At 63.2% G+C, this 21,204-nt stretch carries 12 protein-coding genes; 4 read left to right on the forward strand and 8 right to left on the reverse strand.

Annotation, left to right across the window (positions count from 1 at the left end):
* Nucleotides 1–64: 64 nt before the first annotated feature.
* Together FHX60_RS15205 and uvrA are read right to left on the reverse strand one after the other, a co-directional pair.
* Nucleotides 65–850 carry a hypothetical protein gene (locus tag FHX60_RS15205; protein WP_183283833.1) on the reverse strand — a complete coding sequence of 262 codons (786 nt, stop codon included), beginning with the start codon at nt 848–850 and terminating at the stop codon, nt 65–67.
* A 135-nt stretch (nt 851–985) separates the two neighbouring features.
* Nucleotides 986–3,847 (reverse strand): excinuclease ABC subunit UvrA, encoded by a 2,862-nt coding sequence (gene uvrA, locus FHX60_RS15210; RefSeq protein ID WP_112773820.1) that lies wholly within the window; start codon nt 3,845–3,847, stop codon nt 986–988.
* Nucleotides 3,848–4,072: 225 nt separating this feature from the next.
* On the opposite strand from uvrA, the gene FHX60_RS15215 reads away from it, so the two are divergent.
* The gene (locus tag FHX60_RS15215; RefSeq protein WP_112773819.1) at nt 4,073–5,323 is read left to right on the forward strand and encodes an MFS transporter; all 1,251 of its coding nucleotides are present in this window, start codon (nt 4,073–4,075) and stop codon (nt 5,321–5,323) included.
* Between the two features lie 199 nt (nt 5,324–5,522).
* On the forward strand, nt 5,523–6,068 hold the full coding sequence (locus FHX60_RS15220; protein ID WP_112773818.1) for a single-stranded DNA-binding protein: 546 nt from the start codon (nt 5,523–5,525) through the stop codon (nt 6,066–6,068).
* A gap of 114 nt (nt 6,069–6,182) precedes the next feature.
* Here FHX60_RS15220 and FHX60_RS15225 read toward each other — a convergent pair whose 3' ends face one another.
* The 5 genes from FHX60_RS15225 to FHX60_RS15245 all read right to left on the reverse strand — a co-directional run bounded on the left by FHX60_RS15225 (nt 6,183) and on the right by FHX60_RS15245 (nt 18,563).
* Nucleotides 6,183–7,544 carry a hypothetical protein gene (locus FHX60_RS15225; protein WP_183283834.1) on the reverse strand — a complete coding sequence of 454 codons (1,362 nt, stop codon included), beginning with the start codon at nt 7,542–7,544 and terminating at the stop codon, nt 6,183–6,185.
* Nucleotides 7,541–13,849 (reverse strand): AAA domain-containing protein, encoded by a 6,309-nt coding sequence (locus tag FHX60_RS15230; RefSeq protein WP_183284044.1) that lies wholly within the window; start codon nt 13,847–13,849, stop codon nt 7,541–7,543. The genes FHX60_RS15225 and FHX60_RS15230 overlap by 4 nt, the downstream gene beginning before the upstream one ends.
* Before the next feature lie 17 nt (nt 13,850–13,866).
* Nucleotides 13,867–14,511: a 4Fe-4S single cluster domain-containing protein gene (locus FHX60_RS15235; RefSeq protein ID WP_183283835.1), complete on the reverse strand. Its 645-nt coding sequence runs from the start codon at nt 14,509–14,511 to the stop codon at nt 13,867–13,869.
* Between the two features lie 3 nt (nt 14,512–14,514).
* Nucleotides 14,515–16,338, reverse strand: a complete 1,824-nt coding sequence (locus FHX60_RS15240) for an AAA family ATPase (RefSeq protein WP_183283836.1) — start codon at nt 16,336–16,338, stop codon at nt 14,515–14,517.
* 1,052 nt (nt 16,339–17,390) lie between these two features.
* The gene (locus FHX60_RS15245; protein ID WP_092307572.1) at nt 17,391–18,563 is read right to left on the reverse strand and encodes a GGDEF domain-containing protein; all 1,173 of its coding nucleotides are present in this window, start codon (nt 18,561–18,563) and stop codon (nt 17,391–17,393) included.
* Between the two features lie 396 nt (nt 18,564–18,959).
* On the opposite strand from FHX60_RS15245, the gene FHX60_RS15250 reads away from it, so the two are divergent.
* Nucleotides 18,960–19,298, forward strand: a complete 339-nt coding sequence (locus FHX60_RS15250) for an RcnB family protein (RefSeq protein ID WP_183283837.1) — start codon at nt 18,960–18,962, stop codon at nt 19,296–19,298.
* Nucleotides 19,299–19,364: 66 nt separating this feature from the next.
* Here the strand turns inward: FHX60_RS15250 and FHX60_RS15255 are convergent, their stop codons facing one another.
* Entirely contained in the window at nt 19,365–19,613 is a 249-nt protein-coding gene (locus FHX60_RS15255) for a PA2433 domain-containing protein (protein ID WP_112773816.1), read from the reverse strand.
* A gap of 445 nt (nt 19,614–20,058) precedes the next feature.
* On the opposite strand from FHX60_RS15255, the gene FHX60_RS15260 reads away from it, so the two are divergent.
* Entirely contained in the window at nt 20,059–21,054 is a 996-nt protein-coding gene (locus FHX60_RS15260) for a collagen-like domain-containing protein (protein WP_183283838.1), read from the forward strand.
* Nucleotides 21,055–21,204 lie beyond the last annotated feature (150 nt).

Here is a 21,204-nt window from a genome sequence, read left to right on the forward strand (position 1 = left end):
CTGTGAACGGTGCCGCCGGCTGCGAAGGCTAGTACCGCGGCCGCTGGCCCCCGGTGCGGCACGGCTATTCAACGACAAAAGACCCTTCACCGCGCGCGCACAAGAATCCCACACATGCTTCGATATTGGTTCCAACCACTGCTTGAAACGATGGGGCCATGCAGGCGGTAAAGCCGTCGACCTGGTGCGGATTCCATTGGATCAGGCCCTCCCAGCTCCATTGGCATCCCAACAAAGGAATCCTCGATACGACGCGTCCTTTGGGGCTGCCTGTGAAATCATAAAAGATTGCGTAGGAAGCGGGATAGAAGAGGGTGTCTCTCTTAGTGGTATAGCCGTTGTTCGGGTAGACGCTGATGGTAGGAATCACAGTCGATGAATGGGGGGCCAAGCGGCCGTCCTGTTCGGGCGACAACATCCGCGGAGACTGCGGAATGAGGAAGGGCGCCTTCTCCATCTCGGTGTCGGGCGAGATGACATTCTGGTCGGGGCTCTTTGGGATATAGGCGCCCGAGAATCCCGGCGCGGAAGGACCGAGCCGCCGGCAGACCACTGCGTCAAACGTCTTCGGCCCTAGCGTCACGTCGCCGTCATTGGTGATGTCCACGCCGGCGTGCAGCTGGCACCAGCGCGCGTGGCGCTCATTGGCTTCAGGCAATTGTTGCGAGCGCAGGATGGTGCGAGAGCCATCGGCATTGCGTATCGCGTTGTCGGGCGCATTCTGCGCAAGGGCATGGCTCATGCATGCCGCAGCCCCGAGCGCGGTGATCCTGAGCGCATGCTGCATTCGACTTCGCATCGGCGTCTCCTCGTTGCCCAGTAAAGGAAGGACATGATGGGACACGTCCATGTCTTCACGTTAGGAGATGAGCGGGCACCTAGGCCATCAATGTCAGCACGTCTTGATGCAAGGCAACTAACGACCGCCGATGCAAGAAAGTCCCGAAGATTCTTGCACCGCGTCTCACCGAAAATTCCGATGGCCCTACCGCGCCAACAACGGCTTCAGATACTTCCCCGTAAAGCTCGCCTTGCTCTTCGCCACGGCCTCCGGCGTGCCCCGCGCGATCACCTGGCCGCCACCAGCGCCGCCCTCCGGCCCCATATCGATCAGCCAGTCGGCGGTCTTGATGACGTCGAGGTTGTGCTCGATGATGACGACGGTATTGCCCTGGTCGCGCAGCTTGTGGATGACCTTGAGCAGCAGTTCGATATCGTGGAAGTGCAGCCCGGTGGTGGGCTCGTCCAGGATGTAGAGCGTGCGCCCGGTATCGCGCTTGGACAGCTCCAGCGACAGCTTGACGCGCTGCGCTTCGCCGCCGGACAGCGTGGTCGCCGATTGTCCCAGGCGGATATAGCCCAGGCCCACGTCAAGCAGCGTCTGCAGCTTGCGCCGCACCACCGGCACCGCGCTGAAGAACTCGTGCGCCTGCTCGACGGTCAGGTCGAGCACCTCGGAGATGTTCTTGCCCTTGTACAGCACCTCCAGCGTCTCGCGGTTGTAGCGCTTGCCGTGGCAGACGTCGCAGGGCACGTACACGTCGGGCAGGAAGTGCATCTCGACCTTGAGCACGCCGTCGCCTTGGCACGATTCGCAGCGGCCGCCCTTGACGTTGAACGAGAACCGGCCCGGGTCGTAGCCGCGTTCTTTGGCCGACGGCACGCCGGCGAACAGCTCGCGGATCGGCGTGAACAGGCCGGTGTAGGTGGCCGGGTTGGAACGCGGCGTGCGGCCGATCGGGCTCTGGTCGACGTTGATGACCTTGTCGAAGTGCTCCAGTCCCTCGATGCGGTCGTGCGCCGCCGGCTCAGGGGTCGAGCCGTACAGGTGGCGTGCCACCGCGTGGTAGAGCGTGTCGTTGATCAGCGTCGACTTGCCCGAGCCGGACACGCCGGTGATGCAGGTCAGCAGGCCCACCGGCACCTCGGCGGTGACGTTGCGCAGGTTGTTGCCGCTGGCGTTGACGATGCGCAGCAGCCGCTCTTCGTCCGGGGCGGCGCGCTGCTTCGGCACTTCGATGCGGCGCTGGCCCGACAGGTACTGCCCCGTCAGCGATGCCGGCGAATCCTCGATTTGCCGCGGCGTGCCCTCGGCCACGATCATGCCGCCGTGCACGCCGGCACCCGGGCCAATGTCGACCACGTAGTCGCAGGCGCGGATCATGTCCTCGTCATGCTCGACCACCAGCACCGAGTTGCCGATATCGCGCAGGTGCTTGAGCGTGCCGATCAGGCGGTCGTTGTCGCGCTGGTGCAGGCCGATCGAGGGCTCGTCCAGCACGTACATCACGCCGGTCAGGCCCGAGCCGATCTGCGACGCCAGCCGGATGCGCTGGGCCTCGCCGCCCGACAGCGTGTCGGCGCTGCGCTCCAGCGACAGGTAGTCCAGCCCGACGTTGTTGAGAAAGTTCAGCCGCGCGGTGATCTCCTTGACGATCTTGTCGGCGATCTCGCGCTTGGCGCCGTGCATGTCCAGCGTCAGGAAATAGGTCAGCGCGTCGCGCAGCGGCCAGCCGTTGATCTCGAAGATCGCGCGCGCCTGCTCGCCGTCGCCCAGCTTGACGTGGCGCGCCTCGGTGCGCAGCCGGGTGCCGTGGCAGGCCGGGCAGGGCTGGTTGTTCTGGTACTTGGCCAGTTCCTCGCGCACCGCGACCGAATCAGTCTCGCGGTAGCGGCGTTCCAGGTTGGGGATGATCCCTTCGAACACATGCTCGCGCACCGTGGTGCGGCCGCGTTCGTTGATGTAGGTGAACGGGATTTCCTGCTCGCCCGAGCCGTGCAGCACCACCTGCTGCACGTTCTCCGGCAGGGCCTCGAACGCGGTCTCGGTGTCGAAGTCGTAGTACGCCGCCAGGCTTTGCAGCATCTGGAAGTAGAACTGGTTGCGGCGGTCCCAGCCCTTGATCGCGCCCGACGCCAGCGACAGGTTGGGGAATGCCACCACGCGCTTCGGATCGAAGAACGTGATCTGCCCCAGCCCGTCGCAGCTCGGGCACGCGCCCATCGGGTTGTTGAACGAGAACAGCCGCGGCTCCAGTTCCTGCAGCGAGTACGAGCAGATCGGGCAGGCAAAGCGCGAGCTGAAGGTGTGCTCCTTGCCGCTGTCCATCTCCAGCGCCAGCGCGCGGCCGTCGGCCAGCCGCAGCGCGGTCTCGAACGACTCGGCCAGGCGCTGCTTGATGTCGGCGCGCACCTTGACGCGGTCGACCACCACGTCGATGCTGTGCTTCTCGGTTTTCTTCAGCTTGGGCAGCGCGTCGACCTCGTAGACCCGGGCCTGCGCCTCGTGCGCGGTGCCGCCGCCCGAGCGGATGCGAAAGCGCACGAAACCCTGCGCCTGCATGCTGTCGAACAGGTCCGAGTGCTCGCCCTTGCGGTCGACCACCACCGGCGCCAGGATCATCAGCTTGGTGTCTTCCGGCAGCGCCAGCGCCGCGTCGACCATCTGCGACACGCTCTGCGCCTGCAGCGGCAGGTTGTGGTCGGGGCAGTAGGGGGTGCCGGCGCGCGCGTACAGCAGGCGCAGGTAGTCGTGGATCTCGGTGACGGTGCCGACGGTCGAGCGCGGGTTGTGGCTGGTGGCCTTCTGCTCGATCGAAATCGCCGGCGACAGCCCTTCGATCAGGTCGACATCCGGCTTCTCCATCAGCTGCAGGAACTGGCGGGCGTAGGCGGAGAGCGATTCCACGTAGCGGCGCTGGCCCTCGGCATAGAGCGTGTCGAAGGCGAGCGAGGACTTGCCCGAACCGGACAGACCCGTGATCACGATCAGCCGGTTGCGCGGCAGGTCGAGATTGATGTTCTTCAGGTTGTGGGTACGCGCCCCACGAATCTTGATTTCTTCCATATGCCGAAAAGTCGTCGCCAGGCGGGCCGCCCCGGCCGGAATGCGCGCCCGGGCGCACCTCTCGGGGGCAGCCGGCATGGCCAGGTGACCCGGGAAGCGCGAAGGAGCAAACCTGTTAATATACCCAACTTCGGTTTCCGGGGTTGTCCGGCCACCAGCGGACCCGACCATTGCCGCCCACCGGCAACCAGCCCGACCCCGAATCCACACGATCCCACGATCGCAATGCCGTCGATCCCTTCTTCTTCCCCGGAAACGGGTGCCGCCGACGCATCCCAGGCCCCCGCGCGCGAACGCATGACGCGCGCCGAACTGCGCGCCGCGGTGTCGCTGGCCAGCATCTTCGCGCTGCGCATGCTGGGCCTGTTCCTGATCCTGCCGGTCTTTGCCGAGTACGCCCGGGCCCTGCCCGACGGGCAAGACGCGCAGCGCGTCGGCCTGGCGATGGGCATCTACGGCCTGATGCAGGCGTTCCTGCACATCCCGCTGGGCTGGCTGTCCGACCGAGTCGGACGCAAGCCGGTGATGGTGGGCGGCCTGCTGCTGTTCATCGCCGGCGGCCTGGTGGCGGCGTTTTCCGACACGCTGTCCGGCATCATCGCCGGGCGCGCGCTGCAGGGCATGGGCGCGATCTCCGCTGCCATCACCGCCTGCATCGCCGACCTGACCCGCGAGCGCCATCGCACCAAGGCCATGGCGATGGTGGGCGGCAGCATCGGGCTGACTTTCGCGCTGTCGCTGGTGATTGCCTCGCCGCTGCTGCACAGCATCGGCATGTCCGGCATCTTCGGGCTGATGTCGGTGCTGGGCCTGGTCGCCATCGGCGTGACCGTGTTCCTGGTGCCGACCCCGCCGCCGCCGCACCCGGTGCGGCTGCCGTTCCGCAAGGTGCTGCTCAACGGCGACCTGGCGCGGCTCAATGTCGGCGTGCTGGCGCTGCACGCGTCGCAGGTGGCGATGTTCATGGTGGTGCCGGCGATGCTGGCCGATGCCGGCATGCCGCTGGACCAGCACTGGAAGGTCTACCTGCCGGTGGTGCTGGTGTCGTTCGTGCTGATGCTGGGCCCGATGATGGCGGCCGAGCGCTATGGCCGCGTGCGCCCGGTGCTGCTGGGCGCGGTCGCGCTGATGACCGCGGTGCAGCTGCTGTTCGCCGCGGTGCACGGGCTGTGGGCCATCGTCGGGGTCTTGCTGCTGTTCTTCGTCGCCTTCAACGTGCTGGAGGCGATGCAGCCTTCGCTGGTGTCGCGCTACGCCGCGGCCGCGCGCGGCGCGGCGCTCGGGGTCTACAACACCACCCAGGCGCTGGGCCTGTTCCTGGGCGGCGCCGCTGGTGGCTGGCTGCTCAAGCACGAGGGCCGCAGTGCCGTGTTCGTCGGCTGCGCGGCGGTGCTGTTGCTGTGGCTTATAATCGCCTGGAGCATGAAGGCGCCGCCGGCGCGCGGGCAGGAAGCCGCACCGGCGACCGCGGCCTGAGCCGGCGCCTGGTTCCGCATCATTTCGTAAAGCATTCGGGCCGGAAAGAGGCCTAGCATCATCGCGCCACCCGGCATTCTGGCGGGGGCGCGATGTTCGTTTACGTCGCGGCACGATCGCGTCAAACTACAACCCGCTTTCACCGTCATCGTATTGCCACGCTTTTCAACACCGCGCGTGGCTTTTGGAGAACATTCACATGGCATCGGTCAACAAAGTCATTCTCGTCGGCAACCTCGGCGCAGACCCCGAAACCCGCTACATGCCCAGCGGCGACGCCGTTACCAACCTGCGCCTGGCCACCACCGACCGCTACAAGGACAAACAGTCCGGCGAGATGAAGGAAGCCACCGAATGGCACCGCGTGGCGATGTTCGGCAAGCTGGCCGAAATCGCCGCCCAGTACCTGCGCAAGGGCTCGTCGGTCTATATCGAAGGCCGCATCCGCACCCGCAAGTGGCAGGACCAGTCCGGCCAGGACAAGTACTCCACCGAGATCGTTGCCGACCAGATGCAGATGCTGGGTTCGCGCCAGGGCGGCGGCGGCGGTGGCGGCGATGAAGGCGGCTACGGCGGCGGTGGCGGTGGCTATAGCCGCGAAGCCTCGGGCGGCGGCTATGGCGGCGGCCGCGGCGCGCAGGGCGGTGGCCAGCAGGGCGGTGGTCAGCAGGGCGGCGCGGCGCGCCGTCCGCAGCAGCCGGCCTCGAACGGCTTCGAGGATATGGACGACGACATTCCGTTCTAATCGGAACTTGCGCTAAAAGTGTAACGAAAGGCCCAGAAATTCCCGTCCAATCAATGAGTTAGACGGGAATTTTTGGGTCGCAGTCACTGACGCCAAGCGACCGAGTTTTTGTCGCTAGATGACGCGTCGGGACGACAGCTTTCGATTGTCGATCGATTCTGAAATCTGACGGGTATCGTCAACAACCTTGAGGGGCACCTGCCCGATACCCATTGCCCTTTCGATAAGCAGGCCATTTCCATTCTCGGTGACGAGTTGCTGCAGTCGGGCAAATTCTCCGCACCAGATCGTCTCCACATCCTTGTCGCGGTTTGTGTCGCGATCGCTGGTCAGTGCAACAGCACGAACCTGAAGGCGACTCGATTCAGCCTGGCCGCCAATTTCGACGCCGTAGCCTGGCAAGGAAGATTTGCGCAGGACGACGCGCCCGTCTGTTGCCCATGCTGTGGCCATGCCTTCATGAACCTCGTAGCCAAGTTGGGCAAGCCCTTGTAGGATGACTTCCCGTCGCGCCTCTGCCGCCTTACGCCGCAATTCACTCTCGAGCAAAGTCTGGCACTGTTCGACAAGCGCCGTGAGCGTCGATATGGGCGTCGCTCCGGTACAAGCCGCGGCTTGCGCGCGCAGCGATGTCGACGCCTCGGAAATGAACGGCTCGATTTGTACCGCAATTTCGGCAAGTTGCTCAATGGCGGAGCGCCGAACCCGCGCTGTTTCTATTCCCTTTGACACGTCAAGAATGAGGCTGTCGAGCAGCAGCTTCCTTCGTGCCTCATTTGGCTCGCTTTCCATCGAGCGCAGCCGCGTAAGGTACGTCGCTGTTTCCTCGCGACCAAGAATGGTCTCTGCTTCGGCAATCTGGGCGTCCACACGCTCGAGCAGCATGTCCACTGGGGATGTGGGCTTGTTTCTCGCTTTCCACGCTTCGAAACTCTGCCCTTCGTTGGGCTCGGCAAGCCGGTTTGCCAGGTCTCGCTGTGCGGCGGTCAGGGCCGATTTCTGCTCCGTAGCCAGCAGATTGAAACCCTGAGCGAGAAGCGCATCGACATGATCGGCGCCTTCGCCGCAGGCGATCGACTCCAGTTGCTTTTTCAGCTCGTCGGGAACGTTCGTGCCACGTGCTTTGAGCACGTTGAGAAGGGTGGCCGCGTTCTCCTGTCCCCTGCGCCCCCGCTGCCGTGCCGCCGCGGCCCTTTCTATTGCCAAGCGTTCACGCCGAAGCGCGTCAGCCTTGAGAAAGGCGATTTCCTCAGGGACTCTCTTCTGCAAATCTATGAAGGCATCTTGTTTCAGCAACTCAGCGAGCACACGTCGGCGCTCGCGCGTTGCGCTTGCCTCTGCGTCGGAAAGCTCTCCCATCTCCCCGCACTGAGCGGTCCATTGCGTTATTGCCTGATCTAGCTGGCGAAGTTGTCCCTCACAGATGGCGAGGATCTCTTCGCGCGTCACAATGCGTACGACCTTTGGGCCACTCATGCTGAACTCTCCATAGCCAGGGCGGCCTCAATGGCGGATTTGAGTCGCGCGCGCTCTTCGTCGCCGTTGTGATACCACGCTTGAGAAGATACGCGGTGCAGATGTGGTATCGCACGCCGCAAAACCGACGGACGCCAGATTTCGCGGGCACGAGCACGCCGCAACAAGGGGTGTCGCGGAGCGTCACATTCGATCCCGATGGCGTACAGTCCCGTTTGGGGATCGGCGATGGCGAAATCCATGCCGAAGGCATCACCTTCCTGCGCCGGCACCGCGTGGAAGCCACACAATCCAATGTATGCCAGGACGTCGTTCGCGAAGCCGTCGACCTTGTCGCGTTCCTCGGATCTGGCCTGAGCCCGTTCGTTGGACATCCTGGCCAGGAGAGCGCGGCCGCTCGGGAGCTCGCCGTTCGACATGGCTCGCGCATACTCCATGTAGCCCTGCAGATAGTCTCGTGGGATGGCCGGCTTGCGATGGGTGTTGAGCATGTCGGAGATTTCGCGAATGGGCATGGATGTCACAAGAATTACTTTCCTGCGCGCCCGCGTGACCGCAACGTTCAGTCGACGCTCGCCACCTTTCTGGCCGAGAACGCCGAAATGGCGACGGAACGTGCCCTGGCTGTTCCGACCGAAGGTCGTCGAGAAAACAATGACGTCGCGCTCGTCGCCCTGAACATTCTCGACGTTCTTGACAAAGACAGCCATGTCCTCGCCGCCTTCAATACGATCGCTTTCTTCACGGTATGCATTCCGGAAACCGATGTCCTCTTCCGCGCGCAGTTCCAGCTTTTCCTCGATCAGGTCGGCCTGCTTGCGATTGAAGGTCACAACGCCGACGGAAGGCCGCTCGTCGAAGGGCTGTTGCCAGAGTTTGGCAAGATACTCAACCACACGGCCTGCCTCGGCTTCGTTGGTTTGCTGCTCATACAGGCCGTCGACCTGAATGAGTTCGAGAGGTCTCACCTCGCGTACGGTTTCGTCCGGATGGCGAACCGGCACACTCAGATTGTTCTCATAAAAAGCCGCATTCGAGTAGCCAATCAGCTCGCGGTAGGCAGAGCGGTAGTGAATCTGCAGCGTCGAGCTCGGCAATGCTGTTCGGGCTAACTGCAACAGGTCGGGACAGTCTTTGATCTCGCGCCGGTTCCACGTGTCTTCGAAAATCTCCCGTTCTTCCTCTGTCGCGTCGTCGTCCGGCTGTTCGCCATCGAAGAGTTCCGCTTCGTCGCTTTCTGCGCGACTCGAGAAGAAGGCAGTCGGCGGCATTTGTTTCTCGTCGCCGCTGACAATCGAAAGGGTGGCTCGAAAGAGGGTAGGTACGGCATATTCGACCGGCATCTGCGATGCCTCGTCATAGACGACCGCGTCAAACAGGTCCGATTTGAGCGGAAGAACGCGACTGGCCACGTCGGGGTTCATGAGCCACACGGGACGAAGGGTCATCAGCCCGAGCCCGGCGCCGAGTTCGATGAATTCCCGGAGGCGCCGGGAACGGCGCCCTGTCAGACGGGTTACGTCTTCCCACTCGCGCGCCGTACGCAGCTTGCCACGATCCACGCCCTCACGAAGTACGTCGCGGTTGAGATGGCGCATTTGCTCATCCGCGGCAGCCAGGGCTTCAATTTTTGCCTTTGTCTCGTTCTGGTCCAGCAGCAGTTCGGGATATGCCTGCTCCATTTTGCGTTTCCACCCCAGGCGTGCTTCGCGGTTGATCAGACGGCGCACTTCCCAGTCCAGATTCTCGGGGCGCACCCTTGTCAGAGAAGCTTCTTGCGTGCGCATCAACGAAAAGATCTCAAGCGCAGCATCGCCCAGTTGTCGGGCACGAGTACGGAACTGTTGATACGCCGGCAACGTTGGCAGGGCGTCGTGAACCCGGTTTAGCGGCGCCTGATAGCTGATATTCCGGGCGACCGCATCTTTGCAGGCTTCGGAGAGCTCCGGCGAGAACCAGTCCGTCAGCGACGAGAGCGCGTCCGTACTGTGCTTGCGTGCGTTGTAGCGGATGAACGCTGTTTCGAATCCGTCAAGGAGCTGTTCAACTGGAGCCCGGTCGCCCGTCATGACGGCGGAATCGAACTCGTCACTGCGCGGGGCAATGGCCAGGTGTTGCGCCAGTTCCCGGACTTCCTCGAGCTGACGGAGGCGTATCAGACATTCATCGGCAAGCGTTGGGCCGCTGTCCTGGTCAACGATCTCTAGACGTAGGGATTGGCTCGTCGTATTCAGGGATTCGCGCAACGGCCGCCACCTCAGCTCCAGGCGTGCGGCGGCCAGCAGCCGGTTCAGGGTTTCATTCGTGGCAGGTGCGCCAAGGCCGCCCACGAACTTCAATAGGCCACGGCGCCGAATGTAGGTTGCCGGGTTGAGACGATCAAAGAATGTCGGCGCACGCGTGGCGAGCGTGGCGCGGACTTCGATGTGGGCAAGCTCGGAAGCAGGCAGTCGGGCAAGGGCGGGAGATAGTCTTTCGTCGAAGGGGCCGCTGTCTGTCTGGACGAGGTCCTGATACAGCGCCTTGAGCGACGCGTAGTGTACGTGTCCTGGCGAATCGGCCTGGCCCGCAGGGCGGAATAGCGGTAACCATTGCGCCAGGCGTTTGCGCTGTATGTCGTCAAGTTCGACTAGGGCGTGTGCATTGGCATCCAGCCACGCGCGATATGGCGCAGGGTCGTCCACGTCGAATCTAGCGGGATAGGCCGCAATGGTATCCATTCGAAGCTGCTCGGCCTCGAGGAAGGAAGCGAACGCCGTGTGAAATTCCTTGATGGTCGCCGGATCCGTTGCAAATGGCTTCAACTGGACAAGCGCGCTGCCTTCGAACCGTGCCGGCAACCAGTACCGGGCGAGCGGGGCGCATTGCTCTTCGATCGTGGTCAGCGTGGAGATGTCCATGGTGGACAGCTTGCTCCGCAACTGCGGTACGTCAACTGGCGGCTCCCCCGTTTCAAGCTGTATCAGCTCGCCGAGGAGCACCCGATAGCTCAGGCCAGTGGCATCATCCACCGCATGGAGTGCCTGGTGATGACGGTCTAGCTCTCCTTCGAGTGCTTCGATTCGCGCCGCCATCCGCTCTCGTTGCCGAATCCAGCCATTGTCGAATGACGAGCCCTTGAAAATGGCGTCGAGTTGCTCGCGCACGGCGCGTATGGTCGGTTCCCGATCCTTGTTGACATCGTTGACCATGATAATCCGGTCTCCGAGACCCTCAGCCACGAGCCGCTTGTGAACTACCTCCAGCGCCGCGTGTTTCTGACAGACGATCAGCAGACTTCTTCCGTGCCCTATAGCGTCCGCAACCATGTTGACGATCGTCTGGCTCTTTCCTGTGCCGGGAGGTCCTTCGACCAGGAGGCCCGGCCCCTGACGGGCCTGCAAAATCGCGGACTCCTGCGACGGATCGCTTGCCACAGTCAGGTATCTGTCGATTTCCCCGTGACTGTCGGGTGCAGGTTCAGCCTCGGCCTTGTCCTTGAGGCGCAGCATGGTCTCAAGCGCGGTGCCCGACGGCGACAGGGATTTCAACTGTCGCAGGTCTTCACCGATTGCTTGCCCCATGAACGTTACGTGGAATAACACGGCGGAGCAAGACAGTTGCTGCTGGCCGGGGCGAACCTCGACGTTCGCCGACGGCAATCGCCCGAGCTGTCTGCTCGCGGCAGCCGCCACCATGCCAAAGGCGTCGATCACGTCGGCAATCTTCAGGGCGGAGCGGCCAAGGACGTCTTCCGCCGCTGACCGCCACGCCTTGATGGCCTCGCGACCGAGCAGGCCCTCCAGCGCCGGGTTGAGGCGGACCTCTTCGCGTTCACCATCGAAGGCAAGCTCTACCTGGCCGCGCGCACCTAGTTCCGTCAGGAGCTTGACCGGCCATAGCAACACCGGTGCGATGCGAGGCTTGGTGTTACTACGTGTGTCCTTCCAAAGCAGGAAGGGAAAACCGAGGTAAAGGCCGTCAATGCCTGTATCCCTCTTATAGAGGGAAGTTTGCCGGTACAGCGTGGCGAGGCGGCTCTCAAGGCTCGGGCTAGTGCCGAAGATCGACGGATCAATCGCCACGGTCTGCATGTTGCGCTGAAGCAGGTGCTCTAGGATTGCGGCACTGGCGTGTCGATCGGCGTTCAATTCGTGAATATCGACGCGGCCCGTCGTTTTGCCGATCGTCATCCGCACGAGAGGCCCCCGCAGAACTGCCGTCGCTACCCTTTTCTCGAAGAAGTCGAGTATTTGAGAGACATACTGCTGCTTTTGCGGTTCCAGCCATTGCTCGACCGGCACCGACAGGAGGGCGATGGCTTGGTGGAGCGGCAGGCGACGCTCAAGCCGGAAGTGCTCGGCCCAGCCGTCGATCGTTTTGTGGCCTGTCCGTGCAAAGCCGGCAATCCGGTCGTCAACCTTTCGGAAAAGTTCGCTTCGCGACAACGCGAGTTCCGCGCGCGCCGCTACGGGATCAAACGCCAGAATCTGTTCCATCTCGGCCAGCCGCGAAGCTTCTTCCAGAATGGTATCAACCGACCGGAACTGGCTGATGGACGCACCCAGGAGGACAATCAGGTCCTCTTCGCCGATGACACGCCGCTCCGACAGGGACAGAAGTCCCGGATGGTCCGAATCCGGAAGGAGAAGCCGCCTCTCTTCCCACATGGCGGCAAGGCGTGCCCGCGAGGTCGAGAGCAGGTGGATACGGACCGTATTCTCGTCGAGTTCGATATGATGACCATGCGCCCGATTTCGCACGTGTTCGGCACGCAAGCGCAGGCGCGAAAGCCAAGTCTCCGTTTCAAGCCGTTCGAGGAAAGGGGGAACCGGTCCGGTGATCAGGTCATACCCTTCGAGCGGGTTTTGAAGTAGCCAGCCCGGTGTAACAATGTCTCCGCGAAGAATGAGCGGAATTTCCGGATTCAGCAGCTTTAGTGCGATCATGAGCCGCGCATCGTCGTCGACGCCATCGAGCTGCGTGACGTGGCGTATGCCGGCGAGCGCCTTCGGCGAAAGCCCCGCGTTTTCGGCCCATGTGGCAAGCCCGCCGCGCTGCAGATGGTCGAGTGCTTCCGCCCAATTGTCGCGTTCCGCAGCCGCCAATGCAAAGACGGTCGGCTTGCGATACCGATGCTTGCCGAGCGCGATGCTGGCACCCTCCTCACTGTCGCCTTCCTTGGTGCTCGCGGATGGGGCATCGACATCCTTGCCCTCAAGCCACGCTTTCACCTGGGGCCATTGCCATCGTTGATGCCGGTCGCGAGCAAGCAAACCGCGAAGCAACAGGTGTAGCGACGGGTCGAGGTCGTCAGGCAGGGTGACGCCGTTCGCGAGCACGTGAATCAGGAACGCGTGCGGGTTGACGCCCTCGAAGCATGCCCCCTGCGTCAATTGCTCCAGCAGAATCATCCCCAGACTCCACCAGTCGGACGCGGCCGCTACGCCTCCGGCGATCGCCTCGGGTGCCATATAGCGCGTCGTTTCAAGCGGGGAGACGATGTCAAGGTCAAAGTCCGACAAGCGGGCCGACCCGAAACCGCTGATGACCAGGTCGATGGGGTCGCGGCTGCGCACCAGCAGCGTACTTGGGCGGAGGTCCCGGTGACGTAGTCCGGCTTCAGAGAATGCTTGCAGCGCTTGTCCCAGTTCTTCGACCACATGTCGGATAGTCGGCATGTCCTGGAGCGCAATGCCGATGTCTGCGAGTGTCCCGTTGCTCAGCTCTTCTGCAACTTCGTATGCGCGACCCTCCCAACGGCCGGTCGCAATTATCTCTGGCACGTGTCCGCGCGGAAGCCGACGAACGACCTCGTAGATCGACGGATCTGGCTCGGCTCCTGGGCGGTAAAGCGTGAGTACCGCCTGCCGGTTATCGTCGCGATGCTGGGCAAGGTATCGTTCGCGGGTCGCATCCGTGCCGGATATTTGCCTAAGCAGTCGCCAGCCTTCAATCCGGGTTTCCTGCGGCGAAGACGGGCTCTCCTGCGTAGTGTCAGCCGGATCGCCGGACGACTGCTGCGGTTGGCCTTCATGCCCGGCCTCGGGGGTCGGGTCAGCACCGCACGTGAGGCACATAAGGTCGCCGTCGTTCATCGGGTGGCCGTTCGTGCAAAGCAATGACCGTGCGGCGCCTACGCGTCCAGAGTCAGCAGCAATGCGCTGCGCCGACTCGGCAGTGACGACTTCGTGTGGTCTCCAGCCGCATTCGCGAATGGGAAGATTCGACAGATCCCATTGGCAGGGCGCGCCGGCAATGGTGCCCTCGCAATACCACTCCTGCACGGACCGCTCGGTCCTGCAATTGGTGCAAAAACGCATCATTGCTGACATTTCCTGTCTTATCGGCTTCGCGCCTTGTCGGCGCTGATCTGGACCAGATGACCCTCGTCGTTCAAAAGGCCTTTCAAGCGCTGAAAATCACCCCGACTGGGTATCCCAGCCAGCCAGACGCTTCCAGCTTCGTCAAACATGACATCGAGAGACTTGTCTCCTTCCGTTAGGAGGCGGTCGTACGGGGTAAATCTTTCGCGGCCCAAAGCCGTGAGCAGATGCATGCGCTGGTTGTCGCTGCCGCGCAGAGGGCGGGTATGTGATGCATCCAGATCAAACGGATCCGAAATCAAGACATCGATCAGACTGGACGCTTTCGCAAGCGTTGGCGTCAGTGCCTCTATCGGATGTCCGCTGTAGACCAGGATATCGACGCTCGTCTGCTGGCGCAGGGCCTCGAGCAGGGCGATCAGCGCATCTGGCTGCTCAAAAGGCTCGCCGCCGGAAATGGTGATGCCCTCCGCCTGCGGCAGCCACGCGGCAATGCGCGCCAGCAACCGTTCAAGCGTCGTCTTGCCGCGATTGCCGGCCCAGGTGTCAGCCGAGATACAGCCTGGGCAGCGAATGCCGCAGCCCTGGAACCAGATCCCCAGGCGTCGGCCCGGTCCAAGGCTCCTGATGGGGAAATGCACGCGCGACAGATAGAGGTTCATGACCTACTGCCTTTGTACCTCGAGCTGCCCGGACGCCAGGCCGGTCAGAACAAAGTGGTCACCGGCCTTCGCATTCTGGTCAAAGAGTCCCCGTGCCAGGGGGTTGATGAGATGCGCTTCGATCTGGTTGCGAATGCCGCGACCGCCGTTCGAAAGGTCATGCAAGCAGCGCTTCCTGAGCGCGGCCAACGATTCGCTTTCCAGTTCGATCGTTATTCCCTCGCCGGCGATGTCATCGAGCACGGCACGCACCATTTGCTCGAAGATTTCGTCACCGACATCATCGCGAATGAAATCGAAAACTATAATATTTTCACCAATGCGGTTGAGAATTTCCGGCCGGTTCAGGACCAACTTGAAGTGTCGCTGGATCTCGGCGAGAACTCTCTCCTGAATCGTCTCGAAGGCGTCGCCCGGCTGGACATTGGCAATGCGCTCTCCCATATCGTCCTGTCGGTATATCCCAAGGTTGGATGTGAAAATGATCAGCGCTTCCGAAAAATAGACTCTGTCCCCCCGGCCTGAGGTGAGCACACCGTCGTCAAGAATCTGTAGGAACTTGTCGAGGATGCGCGGATGTGCCTTCTCAACTTCGTCAAACAGCACGACGCTGAACGGCCGTTCCCGGATGGCGTTGGTGAGTTCGCCGCCGACGTCATATCCGACATACCCGGGCGGCGCGCCAATGAGCCGTTGATCGGCGTGCTCAGCGCTGAACTCAGACATGTCGAAGCGGATGTAGGCGCTTTCATCGCCGAACAAGAGACTGGTAACGGTCTTTGCAAGCTCAGTCTTACCCACGCCGGTTGGGCCGGCCAGAAAGGCAATCCCGCGGGGGCGGCTCCCCTTGCGCTGCGATCCCACGCCGGTCATAGCTCTCTTGACCAGGTCAAGCATATGAGTGACAGCGTGTGCCTGACCTTTGACCCGATTTCGAACGAATACTTCTGCGTTCCGGATCTTTTCCCGATCAATCTGCAGCCACGGGTCCTCTGTCACGCCGACCTTGTACCGACGCACCGCATCGGCAATCTTCCCGACAGGGACATTCTCCACGCGAGCGAGTGTTGCGATCGCGTTCATGTCAGCCAGCAGGAGTCCCTCGGAGCCATCGACGAATGCGGCGTCGGCTTGCGCGAGGACATCAGGCGAGGCCTCCTGTGCGCCTGGCACGCCACGAAGGAGCACTTTAGACAAGGCGCGCCGGGACGCGCTGTCGGGCTTGGATACGGGAATGTGTCTCACCCTTGGATTGTCGATGAGGAGCCAGTCCGGCAGGTCTCCTTCCTTGTCGACAACCCAGAGAATCGTATTGAAGAACGGGCGACGTTGCGCCCCCGCAGGACGAGGTTTGGCCTGATGCGCAAGCACCAGGGCGCGCGTGAACAGATTATGTTCGGAAGCGCTGAGCGTTTCAGGCCGAACGGTCAGCCGCGATGCAAAATCGACTACCAGCGCCACTGGCTCCCCGGCGAGGCTGACCAGCCGTTCGAAGGTTGCCGCCAGCATGTCTATCCCTCCAGGCGCGGCAGCATCAACGGGCGATAATCCGAGGCTGCGGAGCGTGTCCTCGGCTGGCACCACCAAACTGGTCCTGCCTTCGGCTACGGTAAATCCCGAAATCGGATCCCAAACGACCACCTGAGCGTATCCGGCTTCCCGGAGATTGTCGCAGAGCGCGGCGGTCAAGGGCTGCGCCGTTACGATGCCAGGAGCAACCTCGCAGGCTTGAAGGTCCCGGATATTGCCAGACAAGACGAATTGGCTCTTCAGGGGAAGAAAGCGCAGTAAATCGCGCATCCAGCGAGGCTTTACATAGGCCGACATGTCTCAGATATATTGGCTGAGCGAAGCAGAAACGTTACCACAGCCATAAATCGGTGAAAGGTTGAGGTCGGGGTCTAGTAGCGACTTTTGAACGGTGGGGAGCTTGCGGCTACGAGAGCTTCGGACTCGGAAGGGAGTGCCCACTAGCGAACGCCGGCAGACCCTACCGAAGTGGGGTGGTCGAGGCCCTGCCGACAGGGGGTATGCCGCGAAGCCGCACTGAAGTGCCTTCTCGGAACCAGCGGGGAATGACGGAGCCGAAATGCCGATGTGCGACTTTGGCCAACATAATGGCTTCGGTGCGCGCAAGGTCTGAGGAGATTCCTTGATGATACAGCGACAGCAAATCACGAGCTGCACAGCTTCGACAACACCGTTCTGAGGATCAATCTGGAGCCCAGCCAAGTGTGCATTATGAGCTTCGCTCACACGATAGCTGTGGCTCAATTGATTAACAAGGTTTGTCCAGGCCTGGGTCCTCACCGATGCTTCTGAAGTCAGGCCCTGAGAAACTTCCCAGTATGTCGTCGGGCCTCAATGCGTAGCGTTCGAGTACGCTCCTGAAAATCTACCCAAGTGTCGTCGCGGTGAGGATAGCCGGCAACAGCAGCAAGCCCATTTGCCACGTTGTAGGTGAGATGCGCGTCGTCCGGAAACTCACTCTGCATGGCCTCAACCGACTTAAGAGCAGTCACAGGCATTGGCGTAATCCTGCGATCGAGCTGTTTGGATGAGGGGTGCAGAATCCTGTAAGGGATGAGTTGGCTGCACACAGACTTTGAGACTCCCACTACCCCGCGCGGTCCCCACCCTCCCAGTTCCGGGACAAAAGGGAAGGCTATTGATGTTCTTGCTCGCGACGAAACTTAGGTTTTGCTTCTTTTTCTCTTAATGTAGTCAGGCACTAGCCGGCCAATTTGACAGCTGCACGTTCCGCTAACCGTTCTGAGCATCGCGATAGACGCTCGCCGGTATCGCCATGGAACCCCCGCGCTGCGGGGGTTCCGCTTTTTCGGGCGCGGGCGCGCCAGCGTGCCGCGCCAGACCGGGCCTCAGGCCAGCGCCGCCAGGCCGGCCTCGCGCTCCCACTCGACGCAATTGCGGCCGTTGTTCTTGGCCGCATACAGCACGTTGTCCGCGCGCATCAGCAGCGCTTCCAGGTCTTCGCCAGGCCGCAGCGTGGCCACGCCAAAGCTGGCGGTCACGTTGTGCATGCCTGGCAAGGCCTCCATGCTGGTCTGCGCCAGCGTCTCGCGCAGCCGCTCCGCCAGTTGCAGCGCCGCTTCGTGCGGCGTGTCGGGCAACAGCACGACGAATTCCTCGCCGCCCAGGCGCGCCGCGATATCGCGGCGGCGGATGCCCGCGGCGATGACGCGGCCGACCTGCGTCAGCACCGCATCGCCGGCGCTGTGGCCGTAGTTGTCGTTGATGAACTTGAAGTAGTCCAGGTCGCACAGCAGCACGCTCAGCGCCTCGCCCGGGCGCGGCGGGATCTGGCGCGCCGCCAGCGCCTCGAGGCTGCGGCGCGTGTGCAGCTGGGTCAGCGGATCGGTATCGCGTTCATGGCGCAGGCCGTCGATCACGTCCTGTGCGGTGGCTGCCAGCAGTGCCAGCCCGAGCGCCAGCAGCAACAAGGCCAGCGTCGCCTGCAGCCATAGCCAGTAGGTGGTGGGCGCCAGCACGGCGGCATCGTGCCCGGCGGCGGGCGCCAGCGCCAGCAGCGTGCGCGGCAGGAACTGGAGCGCGAACACCAGGTACACCCAGAACAGCACCCGGTCGACGGTGCGGCCGGTGCGCAGCCGGGCCAGCGGCGCGACCCCCGGCAGCAGGACCAGCGCGACCCCGACATTCAGGACGTAGATGCGCGCGACCAGGCTCGGATACACCAGGTCGAACCACGCCACCATGCCGAACAGGGCGAGCGGCAGCGCCACCGCCGCGCAGCGGTCGGGGCGCGCGCCGATGCGGGCCAGCATGCCGCGCAGCAGCAGCACGGCGCTGCCCAGGTAGAGCGCGCCGGTGACGGTGGCGGTCCCGCCGCCAGCGCGTGGCGGCCACAAGACCTGCAGGCCGATGGCCGCGGCGGCCAGCAGATAGCAGGCGCCCATCTGCAGCAGGTGGGGCCGCGCGCGCTCGTGGTGCCACGCAAACAGGAAGCTGAGAGCAAGCAGCAAGGCAATGGCGGGATTGACCAGTGCCAGGAATAGACCGGCATCATGCAACACGGAGAGTCCCCTGTCTTGATGTTCTCTGGCAGGGAATGAAGCCCGCGGTGCGAAGCGCGTCAAAGCGCGCAAGCCAGGGAACATGGAAAGCGGCATGCGCCCGCGCGTGCGCTGAGTCGCACCGTCGGGCGGGCCTGCAGCGCGGCCCGCAGCAAATGAGCCGGGCGGCAACTGCTCGTAACAAATTGTTTCTGTGCGAGCATTCTAGACACGGGTGGCGCTTGAGGCGCCCCCCCGAATGGGGGCCGGACCGGCAAACAATTGTGAACACGCGCGCCCGCGCTTGCCCTTGGCGCCGCGGCCGCCGGATGCCCGCTTGCCGGTATTTGTGACTAATCTGGTAGATGCTGTCGGATCCTCCGGCAGTTCGGTTTTCCCGTACGCAAGGAGATCACGATGAAGACCAAGAAAGCGATGCCAGTGTTGTTGCTGGTGGCAAGCGTGCTGGCGGCGCCGTTCGCGATGGCGCAGGGCGGTGCCAGGTCCAGCCCGATGACCGAACCCATGCCCGCGTCCGCGCCGATGGCGCAGAGCTCGCCCTATATGCAGGTGCAGCAGTGGAAGAAGGGCGACCGGCTGCCCACCGAGTTCCGTGACCGCCAGTATGTGATCGACGACTACAAGCAGTACAACCTGCCGGCGCCGCGCAAGGGTACGCGCTGGGTCGGGGTCGGCGCCGAGTATTACCTGGTGGCGCCCAACGGCATGATCCAGCAGGTCGGGTCAGGCTCCTGAGGCCAGAAAATTGAAAAACCGCCACGCCTGATGCGTGGCGGTTTTTTTTGTGGCCGGCAGCGGCTGTCACATGCCCAGGATCTTTTTCGCCTCGAGCAGCGACTTCATCGATTCATCGTGCTTGCCGGCCTTGTGATAGGCCTCGCCGTCGGCGCGCAGCTTGGAGACCTTGGCGGCGTCTTCCGTCGAGAGCTTGGGGTTGGTCGACAGCTTGGCATCGATGGCCTTCATCTCGTTGGGACAGTTATGGGCGAATGCCATGCCGGACGCGCCGCACAGCACCATGGCCGTGGCGATGGGAAGGAACTTGTGCATGGTGGCCTCCACGCGGAACGGTTGGAGTCTTCAGCATAGTGCATGGCACTGCCATCGGCGGCAGGCCGGCCGTCGGCGCGGAACATACCCTCTCGAAGGGGTAAATGGCGCGGTTTTGTTTCTCGTTTGAACGCTGCCGCGCCGGCCGTTCACCGGCCCTGCGGTTCGCAATTCATCCGGTATTCAACCATTTGGCCGAAGCGTGCAACGGGGCCCGCAAGGGCCATTCCCATGGTGTGGTCCCGCATTTTCACGGGCCTTTTGGCAGGCTGACTCAACTGCCGGACATGGCAATGGCCAGGGCATTTTCCGTGTTCTGGCTGGCGCTTCAGGGTTGAAACAGCCCATGCCAATGCACGATTTATCGCAGTCGCCTCGCTTTCTAAATTGGAGCTACCCGGCATCGCACCGGGACTTCAATCCATGAAAACGGGGGGCTTCCACGATGCAACCGATCGACCTGAAACGCGCGGCGATTCCGCTCGCCTGCCTTGCCATCCTGCTCGGCGGATGCGGCGGCGGCGGTGGCGATTCCACCAGCGCCGGAGCTGGCCCGGCCGCCAGCCTGCCTGGCCCCGCCGGCGCCGATGGCAAGACGATCCTGTCCGGTACCAATGCGCCCACCGCGGACATGGGCAGCGATGGCGATTTCTACCTCAATGTCTCGAGCTCGACGCTGTACGGCCCGAAGGCCGGCGGCGAGTGGCCCGCCGGCGTGTCGCTGATCGGCCCGCAAGGCGTGGCCGGGGCGCCGGGCGCCACGCTGCTGCATGGCGCGGCCGATCCGACCGCGGCGGACGGCGCGGTGGGCAGCTTCTACCTGAACACCACCACCAGCACGCTGTTCGGGCCGAAGACGGCGGACGGGTGGCCGGCGGGGATCTCGGTGGTCGGCCTGACCGGCCCGGTCGGGCCCGCGGGCCCCGCAGGTGCCGATGGTGCGCCCGGCCCCGCCGGAGAGAAGGGCGAGCAGGGTGAGCAAGGCGAGAAGGGAGACCCGGGCGAGCCCGGCGCGGGCGCCACCGTCTATACCGCCAACTTCGCCGTCACGGCGCCGCCGGGTGGCGTCGGCACCTATGTCATGACCGGTACCGGGCTGACGCTGCAGAGCAGCGATCCATACTTCGGCGCAGTGATGCCGGTGGCCTGCGAGGGCGGCTTCACCCTGACCGCGATCCTGGCGGGACAGGTGCCGGCCAAGGCGTCGTACACCGTCACGGCGCACCGTGTCGCCAGCGGCACGGCGCTGGACCAGGTCGACGTGCTGCCCATCACCGACGCGTCGCAATGCGTGCTCGACAACAGCGAGCGCACCTGCTCGACCCCGGCGACCACACCGGTGGCCGCCAACGACGTGGTCCAGGTCCAGGTCAGCGGCAACAACGCTTTCAACTGGGGCGGCGGGCTGTACGTGAACCTGTCGTGCAAGTCCGGTAACTGAACCACGGCGCCGCGTCGCGCCTAGCAAAACAGCGGCCGCCAGGCCGCCTCCTCACCCTCTGCCAGGTCGGCCGGCGCACGACGCGCGCGGGCCACGTAGCGCGTCCTGGTTTTCCCCCACGCCTTCCGGTGTTATTTTTGGAGGGCGTCA

Source organism: Cupriavidus alkaliphilus (genome assembly GCF_014191175.1).
Classification (GTDB): domain Bacteria; phylum Pseudomonadota; class Gammaproteobacteria; order Burkholderiales; family Burkholderiaceae; genus Cupriavidus; species Cupriavidus alkaliphilus.